The following is an 18,058-nucleotide window of genomic DNA, read 5'->3' on the forward strand; positions in this document are numbered from 1 at the left end:
TCTTGGAATTGCAACAGCTACACGCACGGCCTCACGCCGAGGGATCCGACCACCCGGGCCCGGCCGAGCCCGAGAAGCTCGCGGGGTCCTGCCGCCACCGCGCGGACCGGACGGCGAAACGCGCGAGATGCTCGGCGGCGAACCGGTCCCGTTCCCAGTCCGCCGAGTCCGCCGCCACCGTCCAGACGTAGGTCCACACCGGAGCGTTCCGGCCCTCGAGGCGCACTTGGCGCAGGTCGTACTCGTCGTCCTCGAACGCGTCGAGAATCCTCCACTCCGTCGCGCTGAGACCGGTCAGCACGGCGCCGCGGGCGCGCCCGTGCGCCGCGGCGACCAGCCCCGGATACAACCGCCGCGGCAGCGCGGCGGCGCGCCACCCGGCCAGCTCGGCCGGTTCGAGCGATGGCACTCGCCCGAGCAGCGTCGTCAACACCTCGGGGAATTGCAGGGTGCCGTAGACGAACAACGCATGGTCGGATCCGGACAGGCGGCCGAGCCGCCCCTCTCCCAGCGCCGCCGATGCCAACTCGCCTCTCCTCTCACCGGCCTCCACTGTGCCCGGCCGGCGCGTGCGACGCAGCTACATCGGCCGCTGAGCACGGACGATGGCGGCCAGGTATTCGTAATCGTCGGCGCGGGCGCTGGACGTGCGAAAAACCAGGCCGATGGTGCGGCCGGGTGCGGGAGCGGAGAAGTGCGCCACGTCCAACGTGCCGCGCGCGGTCTCCGCCGCGACCGCCATCTGCGGGATCAGCGTGACACCGAGCCCGCCCGCCACGCACTGGACCACGGTGGACAGGGACGCGGCCCTGGTGTCGCCGACGGCGGCGGGATGCACATCGGCCGAGCGGCACGCCTCCAAGGTCTGATCGCGCAGGCAGTGCCCCTCGTCCAGCAGCAGCAGCGGCTGGGCGTCCAGCACCGACGCCGCCAGGTCGCCACGCCCGGCCAGTTCGTGGCCGCGCGGCGTGACCAGCACGAATTCCTCGGAGTACAGCGGAATCTCGACCAGGCCCGGCATCTCGGTGGGGACCGCGAGCAGCGCGACGTCCAGCACGCCGGTGCGCAGCCCGTCCAGCAGCCGGGCGGTCTGGTCCTCGATGATCTGCGGGCGCAGTTCGGGCAGCCGCTTGCGCAATTCCGGCAGCAACCCGGGCAGCACATAGGGGGCGACCGTCGGGATGATGCCCATCCGCAGCGTGCCGCCGAGCCCGTCACCGGTCGCCGACGCGACGAAACGGTCCGCGGCCTCCAGCGTCGCCATCGCCTTTGGCAGCAACCGCATCCCGGCGGCGGTGACCAGCACGCGCCGGGTGCTGCGTTCGATCAACTGGAGCCCGAGCCCGTGTTCCAGGGCGGCGAGCGCCTGCGATAGCGTGGGCTGACTCACACCGAGACGGGCAGCCGCGGTGCCGAAATGGCGGTATTCCGCGATCGCCACGAACGCACGCAGCTGTGACAGGGTGGGCTGATAAGTCTGATCAGTCACCCCTATCAGTGTAGTGCGACTGATCACCTTTACCTTTTACCGCCCCTTGGGCAAGATCGCCCATGAGCTTTCACCCGCGGTGTGAGTGCTGAATTCGAGTCGGTGGACGGCTTTCACGGCAACGGTTCGGCAATACCGCAGAACACAGTTGGCAATCAAATGACGAGGAGACGAGCATGGCCCTGCTGACCATCGGCGACCAATTCCCGGCATACAACCTCACCGCGGTCATCGGCGGTGACCTGTCGAAGGTCGACGCTCAGCAGCCCGACGACTACTTCACCCGGATCACCAGCGACGACCACGCGGGCAAGTGGCGGATCGTCTTCTTCTGGCCGAAGGACTTCACCTTCGTGTGCCCGACGGAGATCGCCGCGTTCGGCAAGCTCAACGACGAATTCGAGGACCGGGACGCCGTGGTGCTCGGCGCCTCGGTGGACAACGAGTTCGTGCACTTCCAGTGGCGCGCTCAGCACGAGGACCTCAAGACCCTCCCCTTCCCCATGCTCTCGGACCTCAAGCGGGAACTGGCCGCGGCCACCGGTGTGCTCAACGCCGACGGCGTCGCCGACCGCGCCACCTTCATCGTCGACCCGAACAACGAGGTCCAGTTCGTCTCCGTGACCGCGGGTTCGGTCGGCCGCAACGTCGACGAGGTGCTGCGCGTGCTCGACGCCCTGCAGTCCGACGAGCTGTGCGCCTGCAACTGGAAGAAGGGCGACCCCACCATCGACGCGGTCGAACTCCTGTCCGCCAGCGTCTGAAAACCGCGGTCGCATCCGGACTTCCTGGTACGTCCCAACCCCACACCATCGAGAACCGACCTGGTCCCGCACGGGATCGCTTCGAGTAGAGGAATCGCCGCATGAGCATTGAGAACCTGAAGAACTCCCTTCCCGAGTACGCCAAGGACCTCAAGCTCAATCTGTCATCCATCGCGCGCACCACGGTGCTGAACGAACAGCAGTTGTGGGGCACCCTGCTCGCGTCGGCGGCCGCCACCCGGTCGACGACCACGCTGCGCGAGATCGCCGAGGAAGCCGCCGACGTGCTGTCGGCGGAGGCGTACAACGCCGCGCTCGGCGCCGCCTCGATCATGGGCATGAACAACGTGTTCTACCGGGGCAAGGCGTTCCTCGGCGGTCGCTACGACGACTTGCGGGCCGGGCTGCGCATGCAGATCATCGGCACGCCGGGCGTCGACAAGGCCGACTTCGAGCTGTGGTCGTTCGCGGTCTCGTCGATCAACGGTTGCGCGCACTGCCTCGAGGCGCACGAGCACACGTTGCGCGAAGCGGGCGTATCTCGCGAGGTGATCTTCGAATCGCTGCGCGCCGCCGCGATCGTGGCCGGTGTCGGCCAGGCGGTGCAGTCGACCGAGGCCCTCACCGCGGCCGCGATCTGATTTCGCTGGGAAAGAGGCCCCTGTCCTGCGACGGGGGCCTCTTTCGCGTTCCATTGTGGTCTGCGTGACAGCTCGCGCCCGCGGCATCCGAGTAGGCTCGGCGAGCATGAGCACACAGGTCGATGTGGTGCGAGTGTTCACCGACGCCGCCGGACGCTTCGGCAACGAGTTGGGTATCGCACGGGCGGCCGACGTGGCCGCGGCCGATCGGCAGGCGCTGGCCGCCAAGGCCGGATACAGCGAGACCGTGGTCGTCGAGGAGCCGGTGGACGGCACCGCCGCGGTGCGGATCTACACCCCCACGATGGAACTTCCGTTCGCCGGGCACCCCTCGGTGGGGACTGCGTGGTGGTTCGCGTCGCAGGGCCTTCCGGTGCGGACACTGGACGTCCCCGCGGGCCCGGTGGCCGTGGAGCTCACCGAGGGATTGACTTGGATCACCGCTCGCGGCGAGTGGGCGCCCGCGTTCACCTTCCATCAACTGGAGGACGCCGAGGAGCTGGCCACCTTGCGGCCGGAGGAGTTCCCCGGCGGTCCGCACTACCTGTGGGCGTGGACCGACGAGCATCGCGCCGCCCTGCGATCGCGCATGTTCGCGCCGACCATGGGCATCACCGAGGACGAGGCGACCGGAGCCGCGGCCGTGGCGTTGACGGCGCTGCTGCGCAAGGGACTGGTCATCACCCAGGGCAAAGGCTCGCAATTGTTCACCCGGTGGGACTCCGACGGCTGGGTGCATCTGGGCGGCCGAGTCGCCGCGGACCAGCCGGTGGAGATCTGACGCCGCTCAGGGCAGGGTCACGCCCACGATCGGATCGCCGCTCGGTGCGTCCGAACCGCCGTCCGGTTCGACGCTCACCGCCAGCACTTCGCCGGACCGGAAACCGGTGACGAACGGCCGCTCGGTCGACGGCACGTCGCTCAGCAATCCCGCCGAGCGTGGTCGCCCGTCGGAACCGACCAGCCACACCTGATACACCCGGCCCAACGGCGGCGGAGCGACCCGATCGAAGACGACGACCGCGCGTCCGAGTTCGGGTGAGGCGTCGACGACGAGCAGCCCACCCCCGGCGAACGATCCGTTCACCGTCCGCATGTGCACCCGATCGGCGGCGGCCGGGTCCGAGTGGGAGCCGAGGAGCTGCGCGGTCACCACGCTGCCACCGATCACCAGGCACAAGACGGCCGCGATCGGCGCCACCCAGCGCAGCGAGCGCCGCCACGACGCGATCCGCGTGCTCGACCGCTCGGCGCGCTCGTCGGGCAGCGCGGCCAGGATGCGGCGTTCCAGCTCCGGCGGCGGCGCGAGCTCACCGAGCACGGCCAGCCGCCCCATGACGTCACGCACCTGCCACACGGTGTCGGAGAACGCTTGGCGCACCTCCGGGTCCGCGGCCGCCAGACGGGCATCGATGTGCCTGCGTTCGATATCGGCGACCGCGTCCAGCGCGCAGGGGTAGGCGAGGTCGATGAGGTCCGCCTCCGAGCGCGGCGAGGTGTCAACCATCGCTGCCTTCCCCGGACAAACATTGCTCCAATCGTTTCAGCCCGTCGCGGATGCGGGTCTTGATCGTGGGCAGCGGCACCGAGAGACGATCGGCGACCTCCCGGTAGGTCCACCCGCCGTAATAGGCCAGCACGATCGCTTCGCGCTGCGTGGGGGTCAACCTCCCCAGGCAGCCTGCCACCTGTTGCTCCTCGATGCGCTGGGTGACCGATTCGGCGACGACATCGTGGGCGCGCCCGAGCTGCCCGTGCGCGTAGACGAGGTCTCGGCTGGTGGCCGAACTCTCCGCGCGAACCCGGTCCACCGCCCGGCGATGGGCGAGCATCATGAGCCAGCCGACCGGACTGGCCAGCGTGGCATCGTAGCGATCGGCCATCGACCAGACCTGGAGGTAGACCTCCTGGGTCACCTCCTCCGCGGCGGCATGACTGCGCAGGACTCGCACCGCGAGCCCGAACACCCGCGGACTGGTCAGCTGATAGAACTCGGTGAACGCGCCGCGATCGCCCGCGCCTGCGGCGGCGAGCAGCGCCGCGAGCTCACGGCTCGCGCTGGTCGCCCCTGCTCGGTCGTAGCCGGTGGGCAGCGGGCACGCGAGCGCCGGGTCATCGGTTTCCTCGCGCGCACGCGCCGGACCGCCGGAGCGATGGGGTGAAGCAGAACCGTGTTCGTTGCTCATGGCCGAATCCCGTGCCTGCATGCACAGGGGTTCGGTATGCGCGGGAAACCGGATTGGTCACGGTCACCGAATGATCACGGCCGCGAGCATGTATGCGGTGCCCGCGTCCATCACCACATGCGGCACCGCCGCCCACGGTTTCGCGGGACCGGTGAGGGCGGCGACGCAGCCGCCGGAACGCACCAGCAGCCCCAGCGGCCCCGGCACGTGCGCCCGGGTCCGGCCGGTACAGGCGGTGAAGGTCACCAGAAGGGCGTCGAGCAGGAACAGGACGGCGAGAACGAGCGCCGGTCCGGTGGACGGACCGCCCACATGGCCGGAACCCGTATGGCCGGACATCGCGTAGAGCATCGCCGCGGCGGCGACGATGTGGTAGCCGAGCGGTACCAGCCGGTCGATCGGCAATGGCCGCCCCTGGGTGGCGTGCTCCACGGCACGGATCGTCAGCAACCCGGCGAACACCACGGCCATCGCCGTCAGTACGCCGCGCACCGCATGCGGGCTCGCGCCCGAGGGAAACGCCAGCATGCCGAGCATCACCAGGCACATCACCAGGTGGGCCGCATCGGATTCGGAGTGCCCGGCCGAGGCGTCCGACGGTGGCTGCGTCTGCGCGACCGACCCGGTCGACGACGCCGCGGCCGCCGCCACCCGCGACAGCACGATCCCCGCGGCGATCACGAACGCCGCCAACATCATCCACCGCAACACGGCATACTCCTGCACGAACTGCGCCACACCCCACCACCTCTCAGCACGGCGACCACGGTCGTCGCCCTTCCATGCTCGCATCCCGGAGCGCTCGGGGTGTCATTTTCAAATCGCGCACATCATGTATGACGCTGAGGGAAGCCACACCTCGGCATTTCGATCGCCTGCCCTCATGGCCGAGTTCCGGTGTGCGCGCCGCATCGCGGATTCGGTCGAACGACAGTGGTTTCGATCTATCCTGAAGACAGCGCTGACAGGTGCTTCTTCGATGCTGTTGAAGGCTGCTGTCGGACAGATACTTACGTTCTGAGCGCGGCCTGCCGTCCCGGCGACGACTTCGCGGCGCGCTCCGCCGTGTCGCGGAGGTCGGCTCCGCGCGGCGCTCTTCGATCCGAGGCCGCCCGGGGAACGCTCGGGTGCGGCCTCGGCGAGGTGCCGAGTCAGCGGCGGGATGCGGGTGGAACCGAGCGACCCGCCATGATGGAGTCATGTCCCACCAGGCCGGCAAACACGTCACCGAAATCGAGCGCGACGGTCTGCGCATCGTCGTCGACGACCTCACCGGCCCGGAGGTCGCGGCACTGCTCACCGAGCACCTTGCCGAGATGGCCGCGCACTCGCCCGCGGAGAGCATGCACGCGCTGGACCTGGCGGCGCTGCGTCATCCGGACGTCACGTTCTGGACCGCATGGGATGGTGCGGCCCTCGCCGGATGCGCCGCGGTGAAGCGCCTCGACGACGACCACGCCGAGATCAAATCGATGCGCACCGCCGCGACGCACCAACGCCGCGGTATCGCGACGACCCTGCTGCGTCATCTGCTCGCCGAGGCCACCGCGCGCGGCTACCGCCGCCTCAGCCTCGAGACGGGTGCGCATGATTTCTTCCGGCCCGCACGACGGCTCTACGCCGCCCACGGCTTCGCCCACTGCCCGCCGTTCGGTGACTACCGCCCTGATCCACATAGCGTCTTCATGAGCCGTGACCTCTGACGTCAAGCATCGTTCAACGCGCGGGTGAATCCCTCGACGAGCTCGGCGACCTGGTCGTCGGTCATGACGAAGGCCGGGGAGACCTGCATGGCTCCTTGGCCCGCGGCGCGACCGGAGATGCCGTGCGCACGCAACGTCTTGACCAGTCGCGGCCCTTCGTCCGGATCGGCGAGCTGGATGGCCGCGACGGCGCCGAATCCGCTGCGCACCTCGGCGACCCTGGGGTGTTCGGCGAGCACCGACAGCTGATCGTGCAGGCTGGATTCCAGGCGCAAAGCGGCCGCGAGCAGGTCTTCCCGCTCGACGATGTCGAGATTCGCCAACGCGGCGGCCGCCGCGCCCGCGTGGCCGCCGTAGGTGTAGCCGTGCCGCCACCAGACGCCGCCCGCGAAGAACGGCTCCGCCACGCGCGGTGCGGCGAATACCGCGCCCATCGGGAGATATCCGGAGGTCAGCCCCTTCGCGGTGGTCATCAGATCGGGTTCGAGCGCGAGCCGGGACGAGGCGAACCACGCTCCGCCGATGCGGCCGAAACCGGTGACCACCTCGTCGGCGACGAACAGGATGTCGTGGTCACGGCAGATCCGGCGCACCTCGGCGAGGTAACCCGCCGGTGGCGGATACACACCGCCCGCGCCGATGACGGGTTCGCAGAAGAACGCGGCGATCCGCTCGGCGCCGACTTCCTCGATGAGGGCGAGCAGTGCCTTAGCGTCGTCCCATTCCACGGTGCGCGCCGCGGGCATCAGCTCGCCATAGCCTTCGCGGTTTCCCGGTAGGCCACCGAGCGCGGTGCCGCCCACGTGCATGCCGTGATAGGCCATCCGCCGCCCGACCATGATCGTCTTGCCCGGCTGCCCTAGTTCGTGCCAGTAGCGGCGGGCGAGCTTGGTCGCGGTGTCGACGGAATCGGAGCCGCCCGAGGTGAAGAAGATCTTGCTCCCGGGAACCGGCGCGAGCCCGGCGAGCCGCTCGGCGAGTTCCTGGGTGGCGGGCTCGGTGATGTCGCCGAAATTGGAGTAGTGCGCGATCGTGCGCAGCTGGGCGGCCACCGCGTCGGCAATCTCGGCGCGCCCGTGGCCCACGTTGGCGAACCACAGGCCCGCGGTGGCGTCCAGGTAGCGGTTGCCCGCCCGGTCGAAGACGTAGGCGCCCTCCCCGCGGGCGACCACGAACGCTCCGTCCCGCTCGACGGCGCCCATGTCGGCGAAGCCATGCCATAGCGCGTTCATGTGTTCCACCTTTACCGGTTCCCCGGCCGCGGTCCATACCTCCGAACACCGCGGCCGCTACGCGAACCGGACACAAGCACCGCGCGCATCGGCGCTGAGCAGCGCATATCCGGGCGGGACACCGCGCCGATCGCGCACCACTGGCTTACTCTCGGCTACCGGACGCACCGCCTGGTGGAAAAATTCGCTGGCGGATTTCGCTAGGCTGGTCGATGCAATGACCAGGACAGCCGCCACCGATCTCCGCGACCTTCGCACCCGCCTGGCGAATCTCTCCCTTCGCGACGAACACCGGTTGCGGCGCAGGCTCGACAAAGCGCGCGGCGGCGACCTGGGCGAGGTGGAGACCGAGATCACAGCGGCCGAACTGCGCGTCGAAGCGCGGCGCGCCGCGGTGCCGGAGATCCGCTACCCGGAGCAGCTACCGGTCACCGCCCGCCGCGAGGACATCGCCGCTGCCATCGCCGAGCACCAGGTGGTCATCGTCGCGGGCGAGACCGGCTCCGGCAAGACCACCCAGATCCCGAAGATCTGCCTCGAACTCGGCCGCGGCATCCGCGGCACCATCGGGCACACCCAGCCCCGCAGGCTCGCCGCGCGCACCGTGGCCGAGCGCATCGCCGAGGAGCTGGGTACCGAACTCGGCGACGTGGTCGGCTACACGGTGCGGTTCACCGACCACGCCTCCGAACACACTCTGGTCAAGTTGATGACCGACGGCATCCTGCTCGCGGAGATCCAGCGCGACCGGCTGCTGCGCCGCTACGACACGATCATCATCGATGAGGCGCACGAACGCAGTCTCAACATCGACTTCCTGCTCGGCTACCTCAAACAGCTGCTGCCCCGCAGGCCCGACCTCAAGGTGATCATCACCTCGGCGACCATCGATCCCGAGCTGTTCGCCCGGCATTTCGCGGACGAACAGGGCACGCCGGCACCGATCGTCGAGGTCTCCGGGCGCTCGTACCCGGTGGAGATCCGCTACCGGCCGCTCGCGCTGGAGCTGCCGAGCGCCGCCGAGGACGAAGACGACGAAGATACCCGCATCGTCGACCGAGACCCGGTGGACGCCATCGGTGACGCGGTGACCGAACTGTTCGCCGCGGGCGACGGCGACGTGCTGGTGTTCCTTTCCGGCGAACGCGAGATCCGCGACACCGCGGACGCGCTGCGCGATCTGAAGCTGCCGCGCACCGAGATCCTGCCGCTGTACGCCCGGCTGTCCACCGCCGAGCAGCACCGCGTGTTCGCCCCGCACACCGGGCGCCGGGTGGTGCTCGCGACGAACGTCGCGGAGACCTCGCTCACGGTGCCAGGGATCCGGTACGTCGTCGACCCGGGCACCGCGCGGATCTCGCGCTATTCCATGCGGACCAAAGTGCAACGGCTGCCGATCGAACCGGTGTCCCAGGCATCGGCGCGGCAGCGATCCGGGCGTTGCGGTCGCGTCGCCGACGGCATCTGCATCCGCCTGTATTCGGAGGACGACTTCGAATCCCGGCCCACCTTCACCGATCCGGAGATCCTGCGCACCAACCTCGCCGCGGTGATCCTGCAGATGACCGCGCTCGGACTCGGTGACATCGAGAACTTCCCGTTCGTGGAGGCGCCGGACCGCCGCGCCATCCGCGACGGCGTCGCCCTGCTCGAGGAGCTCGGCGCACTCGCGCGGCGAGACGGCGGGGCCAGGGCGAGTGGCGACGACGCCGCACTGTCGCTGACGCCGATCGGCCGTGAGATGGCCCAGCTCCCCGTCGATCCCCGGATGGCGCGGATGCTGGTGGAGGCGCAGCGCACCGGGTGCCTGGCCGACGTGCTGGTCATCGTCGCGGCGCTGTCGATCCAGGACGTCCGCGAGCGGCCCGCCGATCAGCAGCAGGCCGCCGACACCAAGCACGCGCGGTTCACCGTCGACGGCTCCGATTTCCTGGCCTACCTGCGCCTGTGGGAATACCTCGGCGGACAGCGCAAGTCGTTGTCGTCCAATCAGTTCCGCCGTCTGTGCCGGGAGGAGTTCCTGCACTACCTGCGGATCCGGGAGTGGCAGGATCTCCACGGGCAGCTGCGCACGATCACCAGGGGCCTCGGCTGGTCGACGCGCGCGGAGAACGCGGAGGACGGCGCGAAACCGGACCGAGCCGAAGCGGCGGCACCGGATCGCAAGTCCGGCAACAGGTCACGCAGAGGTCGCGGTGGCGACGGACGCGCAGGCTCCGAACGTGGCAAATCCGCCGCCGCGGCCGTCGTGGACGACGGACTCCCCTGGGATGCCACCGCCATCCATCAGGCGCTGCTGGCGGGCATGCTGTCGCACATCGGCGTCCGCGAGGCGGAAACCCGGGAGTTCCTCGGCGCCCGCAACGCCAAGTTCATGATCTTCCCCGGTTCCTCGCTGGCCAAGAAGCCGCCCCGCTGGGTGATGGCCGCCGAACTGGTCGAGACCTCACGGCTGTGGGGGCGGATGGCCGCGAAGATCGAGCCCGAATGGGCCGAGCGGCTGGCGGGCGACCTCGTCAAGCGCACCTACTCCGAACCACACTGGTCGGCCAAGCGAGGCGCGGCGCGCGCCTACGAACGGGTGACGCTGTACGGCATCCCCCTGGTCACCGGCAGGCCCGTGGATTACGGCCGCATCGACCCGGAGCTGTCACGCGAGTTGTTCATCCGCCATGCCCTGGTGCAGGGCGAGTGGCAGACCCGGCACGAGTTCTTCCACCGCAATCGCGCGCTGCTGGACGATGTCGCCGACCTGGAGCACCGCGCCCGCCGCCGCGACATCCTGGTCGACGACGAGGTGCTGTTCGAGTTCTACCACAAGCGCCTGCCCGCCGACATCGTCTCGGTGCGACACTTCGACAGCTGGTGGCGCGCCGCACGCCGGGAAGACCCGGCGCAGCTGGACTTCTCCACCTCCACCGTGGTCAACGAGGGCGCGGCCGCGCTGGACCCGGCGGCGTTCCCCGACTCCTGGCGGCAGGGCGAACTCAGTTTCCCGCTCTCCTACCAGTTCGAACCGGGCAACGAGGACGACGGCGTCACCGTGCGTATACCGGTGGAACAGCTCGCCCACGTTCGCGCCGTCGGTTTCGACTGGCTGGTGCCGGGCATGCGCGACGAACTGGCCGCCGCTCTGATCAAGACCTTACCGAAGGCCTTGCGGCGCAGTGTTGTTCCCGCCCCCGATTTCGCGACCGCCGCCTTGGCGGCGCTCACCCCGCGTGCGGAGCCGCTGCGCGCGGGGCTGGCGCGCGAGCTCTCCCGGCTGGGTTCGGTGCCGATCGCCCCCACCGACTTCGACATCGCCGCGCTGCCCGACCACCTGCGCATGACCTTCGCGGCCGTCGGCGGCGACGGGGCTACGCTCGCGCGCGGCAAGAGCCTCGCCGCACTGAAAACGCAACTGGCCGAACAGGTCTCCGCCTCGGTCGCCCGGGCCACCGCGGGCGCGGAACGCCCTCCGGCCACGGTGTGGACCTCCGAATCGCTGGGCACCATCGCGCCGACGGTGCGGCGCGAGGTGGCGGGCCAGACCGTCACCGGATATCCCGCGCTCGTCGCCGAAGGGGACGGTGTGGCGCTCCGGGTTCTCAGCTCCCCCGCGGAGCAGGCCGCCGCCATGCGCCTCGGCACCAGAGCGCTGCTGCTGCACGCACTGCCCACGTCGGTCCGCTCCGCCACCGCGGGCCTGTCGCCCGCGGACCGCCTCGCCCTGAGTCAGAATCCGTACGGCTCGCTGGAGGCGCTGCTCGAGGACTGCCGCGCGGCCGCCGCCGACGAACTGCTCGCGGCCGCGGGCGGGCCGGTGCACGACCCGGCCGAGTTCGACGGGCTCGTCGCCCGGATCCGGCCCGACTTCGCCGCTACCGTCGCTCGTTTCGTGCGCCTGGTCGTGCCGATCCTCGCCGGCGCACACCAGGTCTCCGCGGCGCTGGAGCGAACGAGCGAGCGCGACATCGCCGATGACGTCCGTCATCAGCTCGACAACCTGGTGTTCCGCGGCTTCGTCTCCGAGACGGGCGCGACGAGACTGCGTGAGCTGCCCCGTTATCTCCAGGCCGCGGTGGCGCGACTGGAGGCGCTGCCCGGCTCCGCCGTTCGCGATCGGCAGGGCATGGCCGAACTCGATCGGGCGCTGGCCGCCTACGACCGCCTGGTCGCGTCGCTACCGGAGAACCGCAAGCATGCGCCCGCGGTCACCGAAATCTGGTGGATGATCGAGGAATTCCGGGTCAGTCTGTTCGCGCAGAAGCTCGGCACCCCGTTTCCGGTGTCGGCCAAGCGAATCGAGAAGGCGATCGCCGCTGTGCGGCGCTGAGTCAGTCGGCGGCCGACAACGCTTCCGCACGCGCCCGGCGCATCTCCCTGATCTCGCGTTCGAAGTCGTCGGCCGAGGTGAACGATCGGTAGACCGACGCGAAGCGCAGGTAGGCCACCTCGTCCAGATCCCGTAGCGGGCCGAGAATGGCCAAGCCCACCTCGTGACTCGGCACCTCGGGAGAACCCTTCGCCCGCACCGCGTCTTCCACCTGCTGGGCGAGCAGGTTCAGCGCGTCGTCGTCGACCTCACGGCCTTGGCAGGCCCGGCGCACACCCCGGATGACCTTCTCACGGCTGAACGGCTCGGTGACGCCGCTACGCTTGACCACCGACAGGATGGCCGTCTCCACCGTGGTGAACCGCCGCCCACATTGCGGGCAGGCGCGACGGCGACGGATGGCCGCGCCTTCGTCGGCCTCGCGCGAATCCACCACCCGAGAGTCGGGGTGTCGGCAGTACGGGCAATGCATCCGAGAAATCCTTCGTCGATGCGCGTGCTCGCGTCCGGACCGGGCACCGATCGCGGCGATCGGTCCGGCGAGCCCGTGTACAGAGGTCTATACCCCGGCACCAGGTATTCCTCGTGCGACACGCGGAATACCTGCATAACACTTCGAGGATACCCGTCCGAGTTTCCGGTTTGTCGCACTCACCCCGGCTATCGGACGCTGCTCGGTCATCCGGAGATCTGCCAGTGCGCGGTCAGGTCCGCGAGCAGCTCCGGTAAGCGTGCGGCCAGACGACCGCGCGCCAGCTTGTTCCAGAACGCCTCGCCGAGGACGGCGCCGGCCGACACGGGATCGGTCTCCATATCGATGTGGCGGGGCACCAGGTCACCGGTGATGTAGTTCCATCGGGTGTCGCGGTCGGCCCAGTTGAAGCCGGGCAACGGGACGCGCAGCGCGAGGCCGCGGCCTCCGACTTCGGCGCTCACCACCGTCGGGGCGAACACGCCTGGCGCGCGAACGCCCGGGACAGCGGGTTTACCCGCGATGGTGCTGACATAGGTGAGCACGCGGCCGATCGGCGCGCGACCCGCCGATGTCTCGTCCCACTGGTCGGCCACGACGTGGTTCTGCTCCCGATCGGTCATCCGGACGAGCGCGTCGATGTAGCCGTCCCGGGTGCCCGAGGCGATCGACCGCCAAGCGGCGTGGATGTCGTCGTCCAGCACACCGGCCGCGTACATCTCGTCGATTCCGCGCATGCCGAGCGCGACGTAGGCCTCGTGCATCGGCACCAGATCCGTGAAGATGTGCTTCTGCATGATCATCAGGCGTGTCTGGTACCAGGCGACGTCCGCCGCGGTCAGCCGAGAACCCTCGGTAGCGAGCAGCCGGATGTCCTCCGGCAGCGCAGCCGCCAGTTCCGGTGGAGTGGCGCGCAGGAGATCGGCGACCGTGTCGCCGAGCCGATGGATGCCGGGCAGGTCCAGGACGAAACCCGCGTCGCTCATGTCGAAGAATCCGGAGGCGAACGATCCGCCCGCGATTCCGGCGAGTCCCGCCCAGTAGAACCCCGGCTGCTGGGTGGCCAGCCGCAGGTAGTTGACGTACACCTGGTTGAACGTGCGTTCGTTCGCGCGCGGGCCCCGACCGGGATCCCAGGCCGCCAAGTCGATGTCGGCGTTGCGGGTGGCGACCACCAGCCAGTACTGGTGCAGCAGCGTCGCGTATCTGCGCGGCGGCACTCCGTCGGCCCGTGCCTGCCGCAACGCCTCCGCTAGGTCGAATTCGCTCAGCGGGAGAAGCGGATCGAGTCCACCCGGCCCCGCACCGTCGCCATTGACGGACGGGAGATCGAGATACGCCGCGTAGGCGGGCTCCGCCCTGGCGATGGCTGCCGCGCCGAGGCCGAAGACCAGGCAGAGGGACAAGGCGGCAACGCGGGTGAAGACGCGAACCGAGCGCCCTGCGGTAAGGAGTGTCATGTGCTGAGAAGTCCCGACATCGTTCGGGCGGCGTTGCCCGGATCACGTTTTCAGCACGGTAGCAACACGTTCTAGTTTTCGATCGACAATTCCGGCCGCCCAGGGTGGCCGATTTCCCTTGTGCTCAGCGCGAATTGCCGTCCATCGGCACGCTCGGGCCATCCACCACGGCCGGCACCGACCGGCCGGACCCACCGCCCCACTCACCCGCGCGCACATGCGACAACGCGATCAAGCCCACCACCGTCGAAGCGGTGAGCAGGGCGGCGACGGCGAGGGCGGCGAACCCGATCTGCGCCTGCTCGACCCGGCGCATGGGATGTTCGCCACGAGGACGACGCCGCGCGAAAGTGCTTACGCCCCGGTCATAAGCGAGCATGCCCGCACCGGGACGCGCGCCGGGTGGGCGCCGATCGACCGCGGATCGATGCGCGGGCGTCAGCGTGCGCGGGCGCGCGCCGCCGCGCAGCAGCCGCCGAGCAGTCTCGTACCCGAGATCATCCTGCGCCGGTGCCGGATCGGCGACGCGGCGCTCGGCTTCGGCCTCCGCCGCAGCGATTGAAGGGGTGACATGGCTGATCGCAGTGCTCATCGGACAAACCTCCGTAGTGGGTGCTCCGTTGCCGGTCGAGCCGTTCGAACACACGTTCCGCGCTCATTCGCTCACATGTTCGAAGAACTGGTGTTCGATTTCTACCACGCCGCGACGACAAAGTCAGCAGGAACACCCGACATGCGTCGAACAGATGTTTGATCCAGCGGCGCTACCGGACTAGATTCGAAGGACCGAAGACACGACAGGCCGAGAAGACACATGCCGGGCGCGGACCGGCCTGGCACAGCAGGAAAGGGCGGTTGCGGTGAGGCAGACGGACGACACGGGTGACGAGACCGAGAGCGGCGCCGACGCGGCGGGTAGCGGGGCGGATCTCACCGTGCGTCAGCGCAAAGTGCTCGAGGTGATCCGCACCTCGGTGAGCGAGCGCGGCTACCCGCCGAGCATCCGGGAGATCGGTGACGCCGTCGGCCTCACGTCCACCTCGTCGGTCGCCCATCAGCTGCGCGCCCTGGAACGCAAGGGCTACCTGCGCCGGGACCCGAATCGCCCGCGTGCCGTGGACGTCAGGGGCCTGGACGAAGTGGTCCGGTCGGTGACCAGCTTGCCGGTCGCCGCGGTCGACGACGGGGAGATCACCGTCGACGTCGACCGTCCCGTCCCCACCTTCGTTCCGGTGCTCGGCCGCATCGCCGCCGGTGGTCCGATCCTGGCCGAGCAGGCCGTGGAGGACGTCTTCCCGCTGCCGCGCGAGCTGGTCGGCGACGGTTCGCTGTTCCTGCTGAAGGTCGTCGGTCAATCCATGATCGACGCGGCGATCTGCGACGGCGACTGGGTGGTCGTGCGGCAGCAGAACGTCGCCGAGAACGGCGACATCGTCGCGGCGATGATCGACGGTGAGGCCACGGTGAAGACCTTCAAGCGCACCGGCAAGGACGTCTGGCTGATGCCGCACAACCCGGTCTTCGAGCCGATCCCCGGCAACGACGCCCAAATTCTGGGCAAGGTCGTCACGGTCATCCGCAAGATCTGACGGCCCGGCGCAACGATCCACCGTCGGCGTGCCGAATGCTCGTCGGCCGGTGGACGTCCGGTACTCACAGCTGATTGCCAGGATGCGCGCAGGAGATTCACCAGGACGCTTGCGAGACTCCTGCGGTGACAGCGATCCCCGCCGAGGCCGCCCTGCCCGATGCGAATCCGATTGCCACCCGTCCGGAGCCGGGCGGATTACCGCCCGCGCGGCTATCGGAGCGCGCAGGGCTGGCGGCATTGCTGCTCGGGACCGCGGCCGCGTACTTGTGGCACATCACGGTCAACGGCATGGGCAACGGCTTCTACGCCGCGGCGGCCTGGTCGGGTGCGCGGGACTGGAAAGCGGTGCTGTTCGGTTCTCTCGACCCGGGCAACTTCATCACGGTGGACAAGCCGCCGGTGTCGCAATGGGTGATGGGTGTTTCGGGGCAGCTGTTCGGATTCGGCAGCGCGAGCATGCTGGTGCCGCAGGCGCTGATGGCTGTCGCCGCGGTGGCATTGATGTACGCGATGGTCGCCGGGGCGACGACCAGCCGGGCCGCCGGTCTGCTCGCCGGAGCCGCGCTGGCGGCAACGCCGGTGGTGGCGTTGATGTTCCGGTTCAACAATCCGGATGCCGTGATGGTGCTGCTGATGACCGCGGGCGCGTACTGCACGCTTCGGTCGGCGCGGCAGGCGAGCGCGCGCTGGCTGATGCTGGCGGGCGTCGCGCTCGGGTTCGCGTTCCTGGCGAAGATGCTCGAAGGTCTCATGGTGTTGCCCGCCTTGGCGCTCACCTATCTGATCGTCGCGCCGACCTCGGTGCGGAACCGGTTGCTGCACTTGTCGGCCGCCGCGGCGGCACTGGTCGTCTCGTCCGGCTGGTATGTGCTGCTGACGGTGCTGTGGCCCGCCACGGCGCGGCCGTACCTGGCAGGCTCGACGGACAACACGTTCATGGATCTGGTGCTGGGCTACAACGGGTTCGCTCGCTTCCTGGGACAGAACCACCACGGCGGCAACAGATTCGCGCTGCCTCCGGGGTACGAGATGCCTGCCTCCGCCGGGCACACCGGCGGCGGGTTCGGCGGCTTCAGCGGACCAGGCCCGGCTCGCCTGTTCACCGGTGAGATCGGTTTCGAGATCTCCTGGCTGCTTCCGGCCGCCCTGCTCGCCTTCGCACTGGTGCTCGTCTCCCGTCGGGGTACGCCACGAACGGACCCGGTTCGTGCGGCCGCGCTGGCGTTCGGGCTGTGGCTGGTCGTCGACGGCGTCGCGTTCACCGTGATGCGCGGCGGTATGCACGCCTACTACACGTTGGCGATCGGTCCGGCCGTGGCCGGGATGTTCGCCATCGGGGTGGCGGAGGTGTGGCGGCGCCGGTCGGAGGCGTTCGGTCGTGTCGGCGCCGCCGCACTGGTGCTGACGTCGGGACTGTGGGCGTTCGTCCTGCTGAACCGCAATCCCGGGTGGCTGCCGCCGCTGCGCTGGACGCTCGTGGCGATCTCGCTGGCGGTGGCGCTCGGACTGGTCGCCGCCGCCTTCCCGGCCGGGGCGCGACGGGTGCGAGCCAGAGCCGTATCGGTGCTCGTCGCCGTGGGTGTGCTCGCCGGGATCGGCGGATCGACGGCATACGCCGCGGCCACCCTGCGCAGGCGCACACGGGCGGCAGTCCTACCGTGGGCCCGGCACGGCCCACGACGGGGGATCCGTCGAGCGACATGCGCCGCGCGGTGACCGCGTTCATCGACGGGGAGGTCGAACCCCAACTCGCCACGCTGTTGCGCGACACCTCCACCCCCTGGTCGGCCGCAGTGGACCGGTCCTCGGTCGCCGCGTCGCTGGAACTCGCCACCCACACCTCGGTAGTCGCGATCGGCGGCTTCACTTCCGACGATCCGGTGCCCACCCTCGACGAGTTCCAGACCATGGTGCGCACCCATCAGGTGACGTACTACCTCGCGCAGGAGGTGCGGCTGCCCGATTCGTGGCGGGTGCGCGACCAGCCCGCCGGGGCCGGCCGGAGCGACGCCCCGGACAACGGATGGTGGCGGCCGGCCGGGCACAAAGACATCGCCGAGTGGGTGTCGGCGCACTACAGCGCGGTACACATCGGCAACGTCGCGGTCTACGACCTCACCGCCCCGGCCTGCGACAGTACACAACCCTCGCCGCCCGCGGCCTGCGCGAAATAACTGGGGACTCCCGCCGTCGCGGCCACCC

17 protein-coding genes are annotated in these 18,058 nt (G+C 69.5%); 8 read left to right on the forward strand and 9 right to left on the reverse strand.

The window, feature by feature from the left end; genetic code table 11:
• Window positions 1-31: 31 nt before the first annotated feature.
• Together ACFV2O_RS08430 and ACFV2O_RS08435 are read right to left on the reverse strand one after the other, a co-directional pair.
• Entirely contained in the window at window positions 32-526 is a 495-nt protein-coding gene (locus ACFV2O_RS08430) for a gamma-glutamylcyclotransferase family protein (RefSeq protein ID WP_379251198.1), read from the reverse strand.
• Between the two features lie 54 nt (window positions 527-580).
• Window positions 581-1,489 carry a hydrogen peroxide-inducible genes activator gene (locus ACFV2O_RS08435; protein WP_379251200.1) on the reverse strand — a complete coding sequence of 303 codons (909 nt, stop codon included), beginning with the start codon at window positions 1,487-1,489 and terminating at the stop codon, window positions 581-583.
• 176 nt (window positions 1,490-1,665) lie between these two features.
• On the opposite strand from ACFV2O_RS08435, the gene ACFV2O_RS08440 reads away from it, so the two are divergent.
• The 3 genes from ACFV2O_RS08440 (at window position 1,666) to ACFV2O_RS08450 (ending at window position 3,675) form a co-directional block, all read left to right on the forward strand.
• Complete coding sequence (locus ACFV2O_RS08440) at window positions 1,666-2,253, forward strand: peroxiredoxin (RefSeq protein ID WP_379251202.1); 588 nt, start codon at window positions 1,666-1,668, stop codon at window positions 2,251-2,253.
• Window positions 2,254-2,354: 101 nt separating this feature from the next.
• The gene (locus ACFV2O_RS08445; RefSeq protein WP_039799200.1) at window positions 2,355-2,894 is read left to right on the forward strand and encodes a carboxymuconolactone decarboxylase family protein; all 540 of its coding nucleotides are present in this window, start codon (window positions 2,355-2,357) and stop codon (window positions 2,892-2,894) included.
• Between the two features lie 106 nt (window positions 2,895-3,000).
• Window positions 3,001-3,675, forward strand: coding sequence for a PhzF family phenazine biosynthesis protein (locus ACFV2O_RS08450; protein ID WP_379251204.1), 675 nt, complete (start codon window positions 3,001-3,003; stop codon window positions 3,673-3,675).
• A gap of 6 nt (window positions 3,676-3,681) precedes the next feature.
• Here ACFV2O_RS08450 and ACFV2O_RS08455 read toward each other — a convergent pair whose 3' ends face one another.
• The 3 genes from ACFV2O_RS08455 to ACFV2O_RS08465 form a co-directional block, all read right to left on the reverse strand.
• Window positions 3,682-4,401: an anti-sigma factor domain-containing protein gene (locus tag ACFV2O_RS08455; RefSeq protein ID WP_379251206.1), complete on the reverse strand. Its 720-nt coding sequence runs from the start codon at window positions 4,399-4,401 to the stop codon at window positions 3,682-3,684.
• Window positions 4,394-5,080, reverse strand: coding sequence for an ECF RNA polymerase sigma factor SigK (gene sigK, locus ACFV2O_RS08460; protein WP_379251208.1), 687 nt, complete (start codon window positions 5,078-5,080; stop codon window positions 4,394-4,396). The genes ACFV2O_RS08455 and sigK overlap by 8 nt, the downstream gene beginning before the upstream one ends.
• Window positions 5,081-5,143: 63 nt before the next feature.
• Window positions 5,144-5,818 (reverse strand): DUF5134 domain-containing protein, encoded by a 675-nt coding sequence (locus ACFV2O_RS08465; RefSeq protein WP_379251210.1) that lies wholly within the window; start codon window positions 5,816-5,818, stop codon window positions 5,144-5,146.
• 461 nt (window positions 5,819-6,279) lie between these two features.
• Here ACFV2O_RS08465 and ACFV2O_RS08470 point away from each other — a divergent pair, with 461 nt between their 5' ends.
• A complete protein-coding gene (locus tag ACFV2O_RS08470) occupies window positions 6,280-6,783 on the forward strand; it encodes a GNAT family N-acetyltransferase (protein WP_356961540.1) in 504 nt (167 codons plus the stop codon).
• 2 nt (window positions 6,784-6,785) lie between these two features.
• Here the strand turns inward: ACFV2O_RS08470 and ACFV2O_RS08475 are convergent, their stop codons facing one another.
• A complete protein-coding gene (locus ACFV2O_RS08475; RefSeq protein ID WP_379251212.1) occupies window positions 6,786-8,015 on the reverse strand; it encodes an aspartate aminotransferase family protein in 1,230 nt (409 codons plus the stop codon).
• Window positions 8,016-8,232: 217 nt separating this feature from the next.
• On the opposite strand from ACFV2O_RS08475, the gene hrpA reads away from it, so the two are divergent.
• Window positions 8,233-12,333, forward strand: a complete 4,101-nt coding sequence (gene hrpA, locus ACFV2O_RS08480) for an ATP-dependent RNA helicase HrpA (protein ID WP_379251214.1) — start codon at window positions 8,233-8,235, stop codon at window positions 12,331-12,333.
• A gap of 1 nt (window position 12,334) precedes the next feature.
• On the opposite strand, the gene nrdR is transcribed toward hrpA, so the two are convergent.
• From nrdR to ACFV2O_RS08495, 3 genes are all read right to left on the reverse strand, one after another.
• A complete protein-coding gene (gene nrdR, locus ACFV2O_RS08485) occupies window positions 12,335-12,805 on the reverse strand; it encodes a transcriptional regulator NrdR (RefSeq protein WP_355070293.1) in 471 nt (156 codons plus the stop codon).
• Window positions 12,806-13,011: 206 nt separating this feature from the next.
• Window positions 13,012-14,265 (reverse strand): hypothetical protein, encoded by a 1,254-nt coding sequence (locus ACFV2O_RS08490; RefSeq protein WP_379251216.1) that lies wholly within the window; start codon window positions 14,263-14,265, stop codon window positions 13,012-13,014.
• Between the two features lie 124 nt (window positions 14,266-14,389).
• Window positions 14,390-14,857, reverse strand: a complete 468-nt coding sequence (locus ACFV2O_RS08495; protein ID WP_379251218.1) for a hypothetical protein — start codon at window positions 14,855-14,857, stop codon at window positions 14,390-14,392.
• Window positions 14,858-15,125: 268 nt separating this feature from the next.
• Between ACFV2O_RS08495 and lexA the strand changes: the two genes are divergently transcribed.
• From lexA to ACFV2O_RS08510, 3 genes are all read left to right on the forward strand, one after another.
• Entirely contained in the window at window positions 15,126-15,854 is a 729-nt protein-coding gene (gene lexA / locus ACFV2O_RS08500; RefSeq protein WP_379251220.1) for a transcriptional repressor LexA, read from the forward strand.
• A gap of 125 nt (window positions 15,855-15,979) precedes the next feature.
• The gene (locus tag ACFV2O_RS08505; RefSeq protein WP_379251222.1) at window positions 15,980-17,572 is read left to right on the forward strand and encodes a glycosyltransferase family 39 protein; all 1,593 of its coding nucleotides are present in this window, start codon (window positions 15,980-15,982) and stop codon (window positions 17,570-17,572) included.
• Entirely contained in the window at window positions 17,569-18,030 is a 462-nt protein-coding gene (locus ACFV2O_RS08510; protein ID WP_379251224.1) for a hypothetical protein, read from the forward strand. The genes ACFV2O_RS08505 and ACFV2O_RS08510 overlap by 4 nt, the downstream gene beginning before the upstream one ends.
• The last annotated feature ends 28 nt before the right edge of the window (window positions 18,031-18,058 follow it).

It is taken from the genome of Nocardia sp. NPDC059691 (genome assembly GCF_042733915.1).
In the GTDB taxonomy this organism is placed as follows: domain Bacteria; phylum Actinomycetota; class Actinomycetes; order Mycobacteriales; family Mycobacteriaceae; genus Nocardia; species Nocardia sichangensis.

Excerpts from the sequence above, each read along its gene's own strand:
- ACFV2O_RS08440 (WP_379251202.1), top strand. The coding sequence starts at position 1,666 with ATGGCCCTGCTGACCATCGGCGACCAATTCCCGGCATACAACCTCACC.
- ACFV2O_RS08445 (WP_039799200.1), top strand. The coding sequence starts at position 2,355 with ATGAGCATTGAGAACCTGAAGAACTCCCTTCCCGAGTACGCCAAGGAC.
- ACFV2O_RS08450 (WP_379251204.1), top strand. The coding sequence starts at position 3,001 with ATGAGCACACAGGTCGATGTGGTGCGAGTGTTCACCGACGCCGCCGGA.
- ACFV2O_RS08455 (WP_379251206.1), bottom strand. The coding sequence starts at position 4,401 with ATGGTTGACACCTCGCCGCGCTCGGAGGCGGACCTCATCGACCTCGCC.
- sigK (WP_379251208.1), bottom strand. The coding sequence starts at position 5,080 with ATGAGCAACGAACACGGTTCTGCTTCACCCCATCGCTCCGGCGGTCCG.
- ACFV2O_RS08470 (WP_356961540.1), top strand. The coding sequence starts at position 6,280 with ATGTCCCACCAGGCCGGCAAACACGTCACCGAAATCGAGCGCGACGGT.
- ACFV2O_RS08475 (WP_379251212.1), bottom strand. The coding sequence starts at position 8,015 with ATGAACGCGCTATGGCATGGCTTCGCCGACATGGGCGCCGTCGAGCGG.
- hrpA (WP_379251214.1), top strand. The coding sequence starts at position 8,233 with ATGACCAGGACAGCCGCCACCGATCTCCGCGACCTTCGCACCCGCCTG.
- nrdR (WP_355070293.1), bottom strand. The coding sequence starts at position 12,805 with ATGCATTGCCCGTACTGCCGACACCCCGACTCTCGGGTGGTGGATTCG.
- ACFV2O_RS08490 (WP_379251216.1), bottom strand. The coding sequence starts at position 14,265 with ATGACACTCCTTACCGCAGGGCGCTCGGTTCGCGTCTTCACCCGCGTT.
- ACFV2O_RS08495 (WP_379251218.1), bottom strand. The coding sequence starts at position 14,857 with ATGAGCACTGCGATCAGCCATGTCACCCCTTCAATCGCTGCGGCGGAG.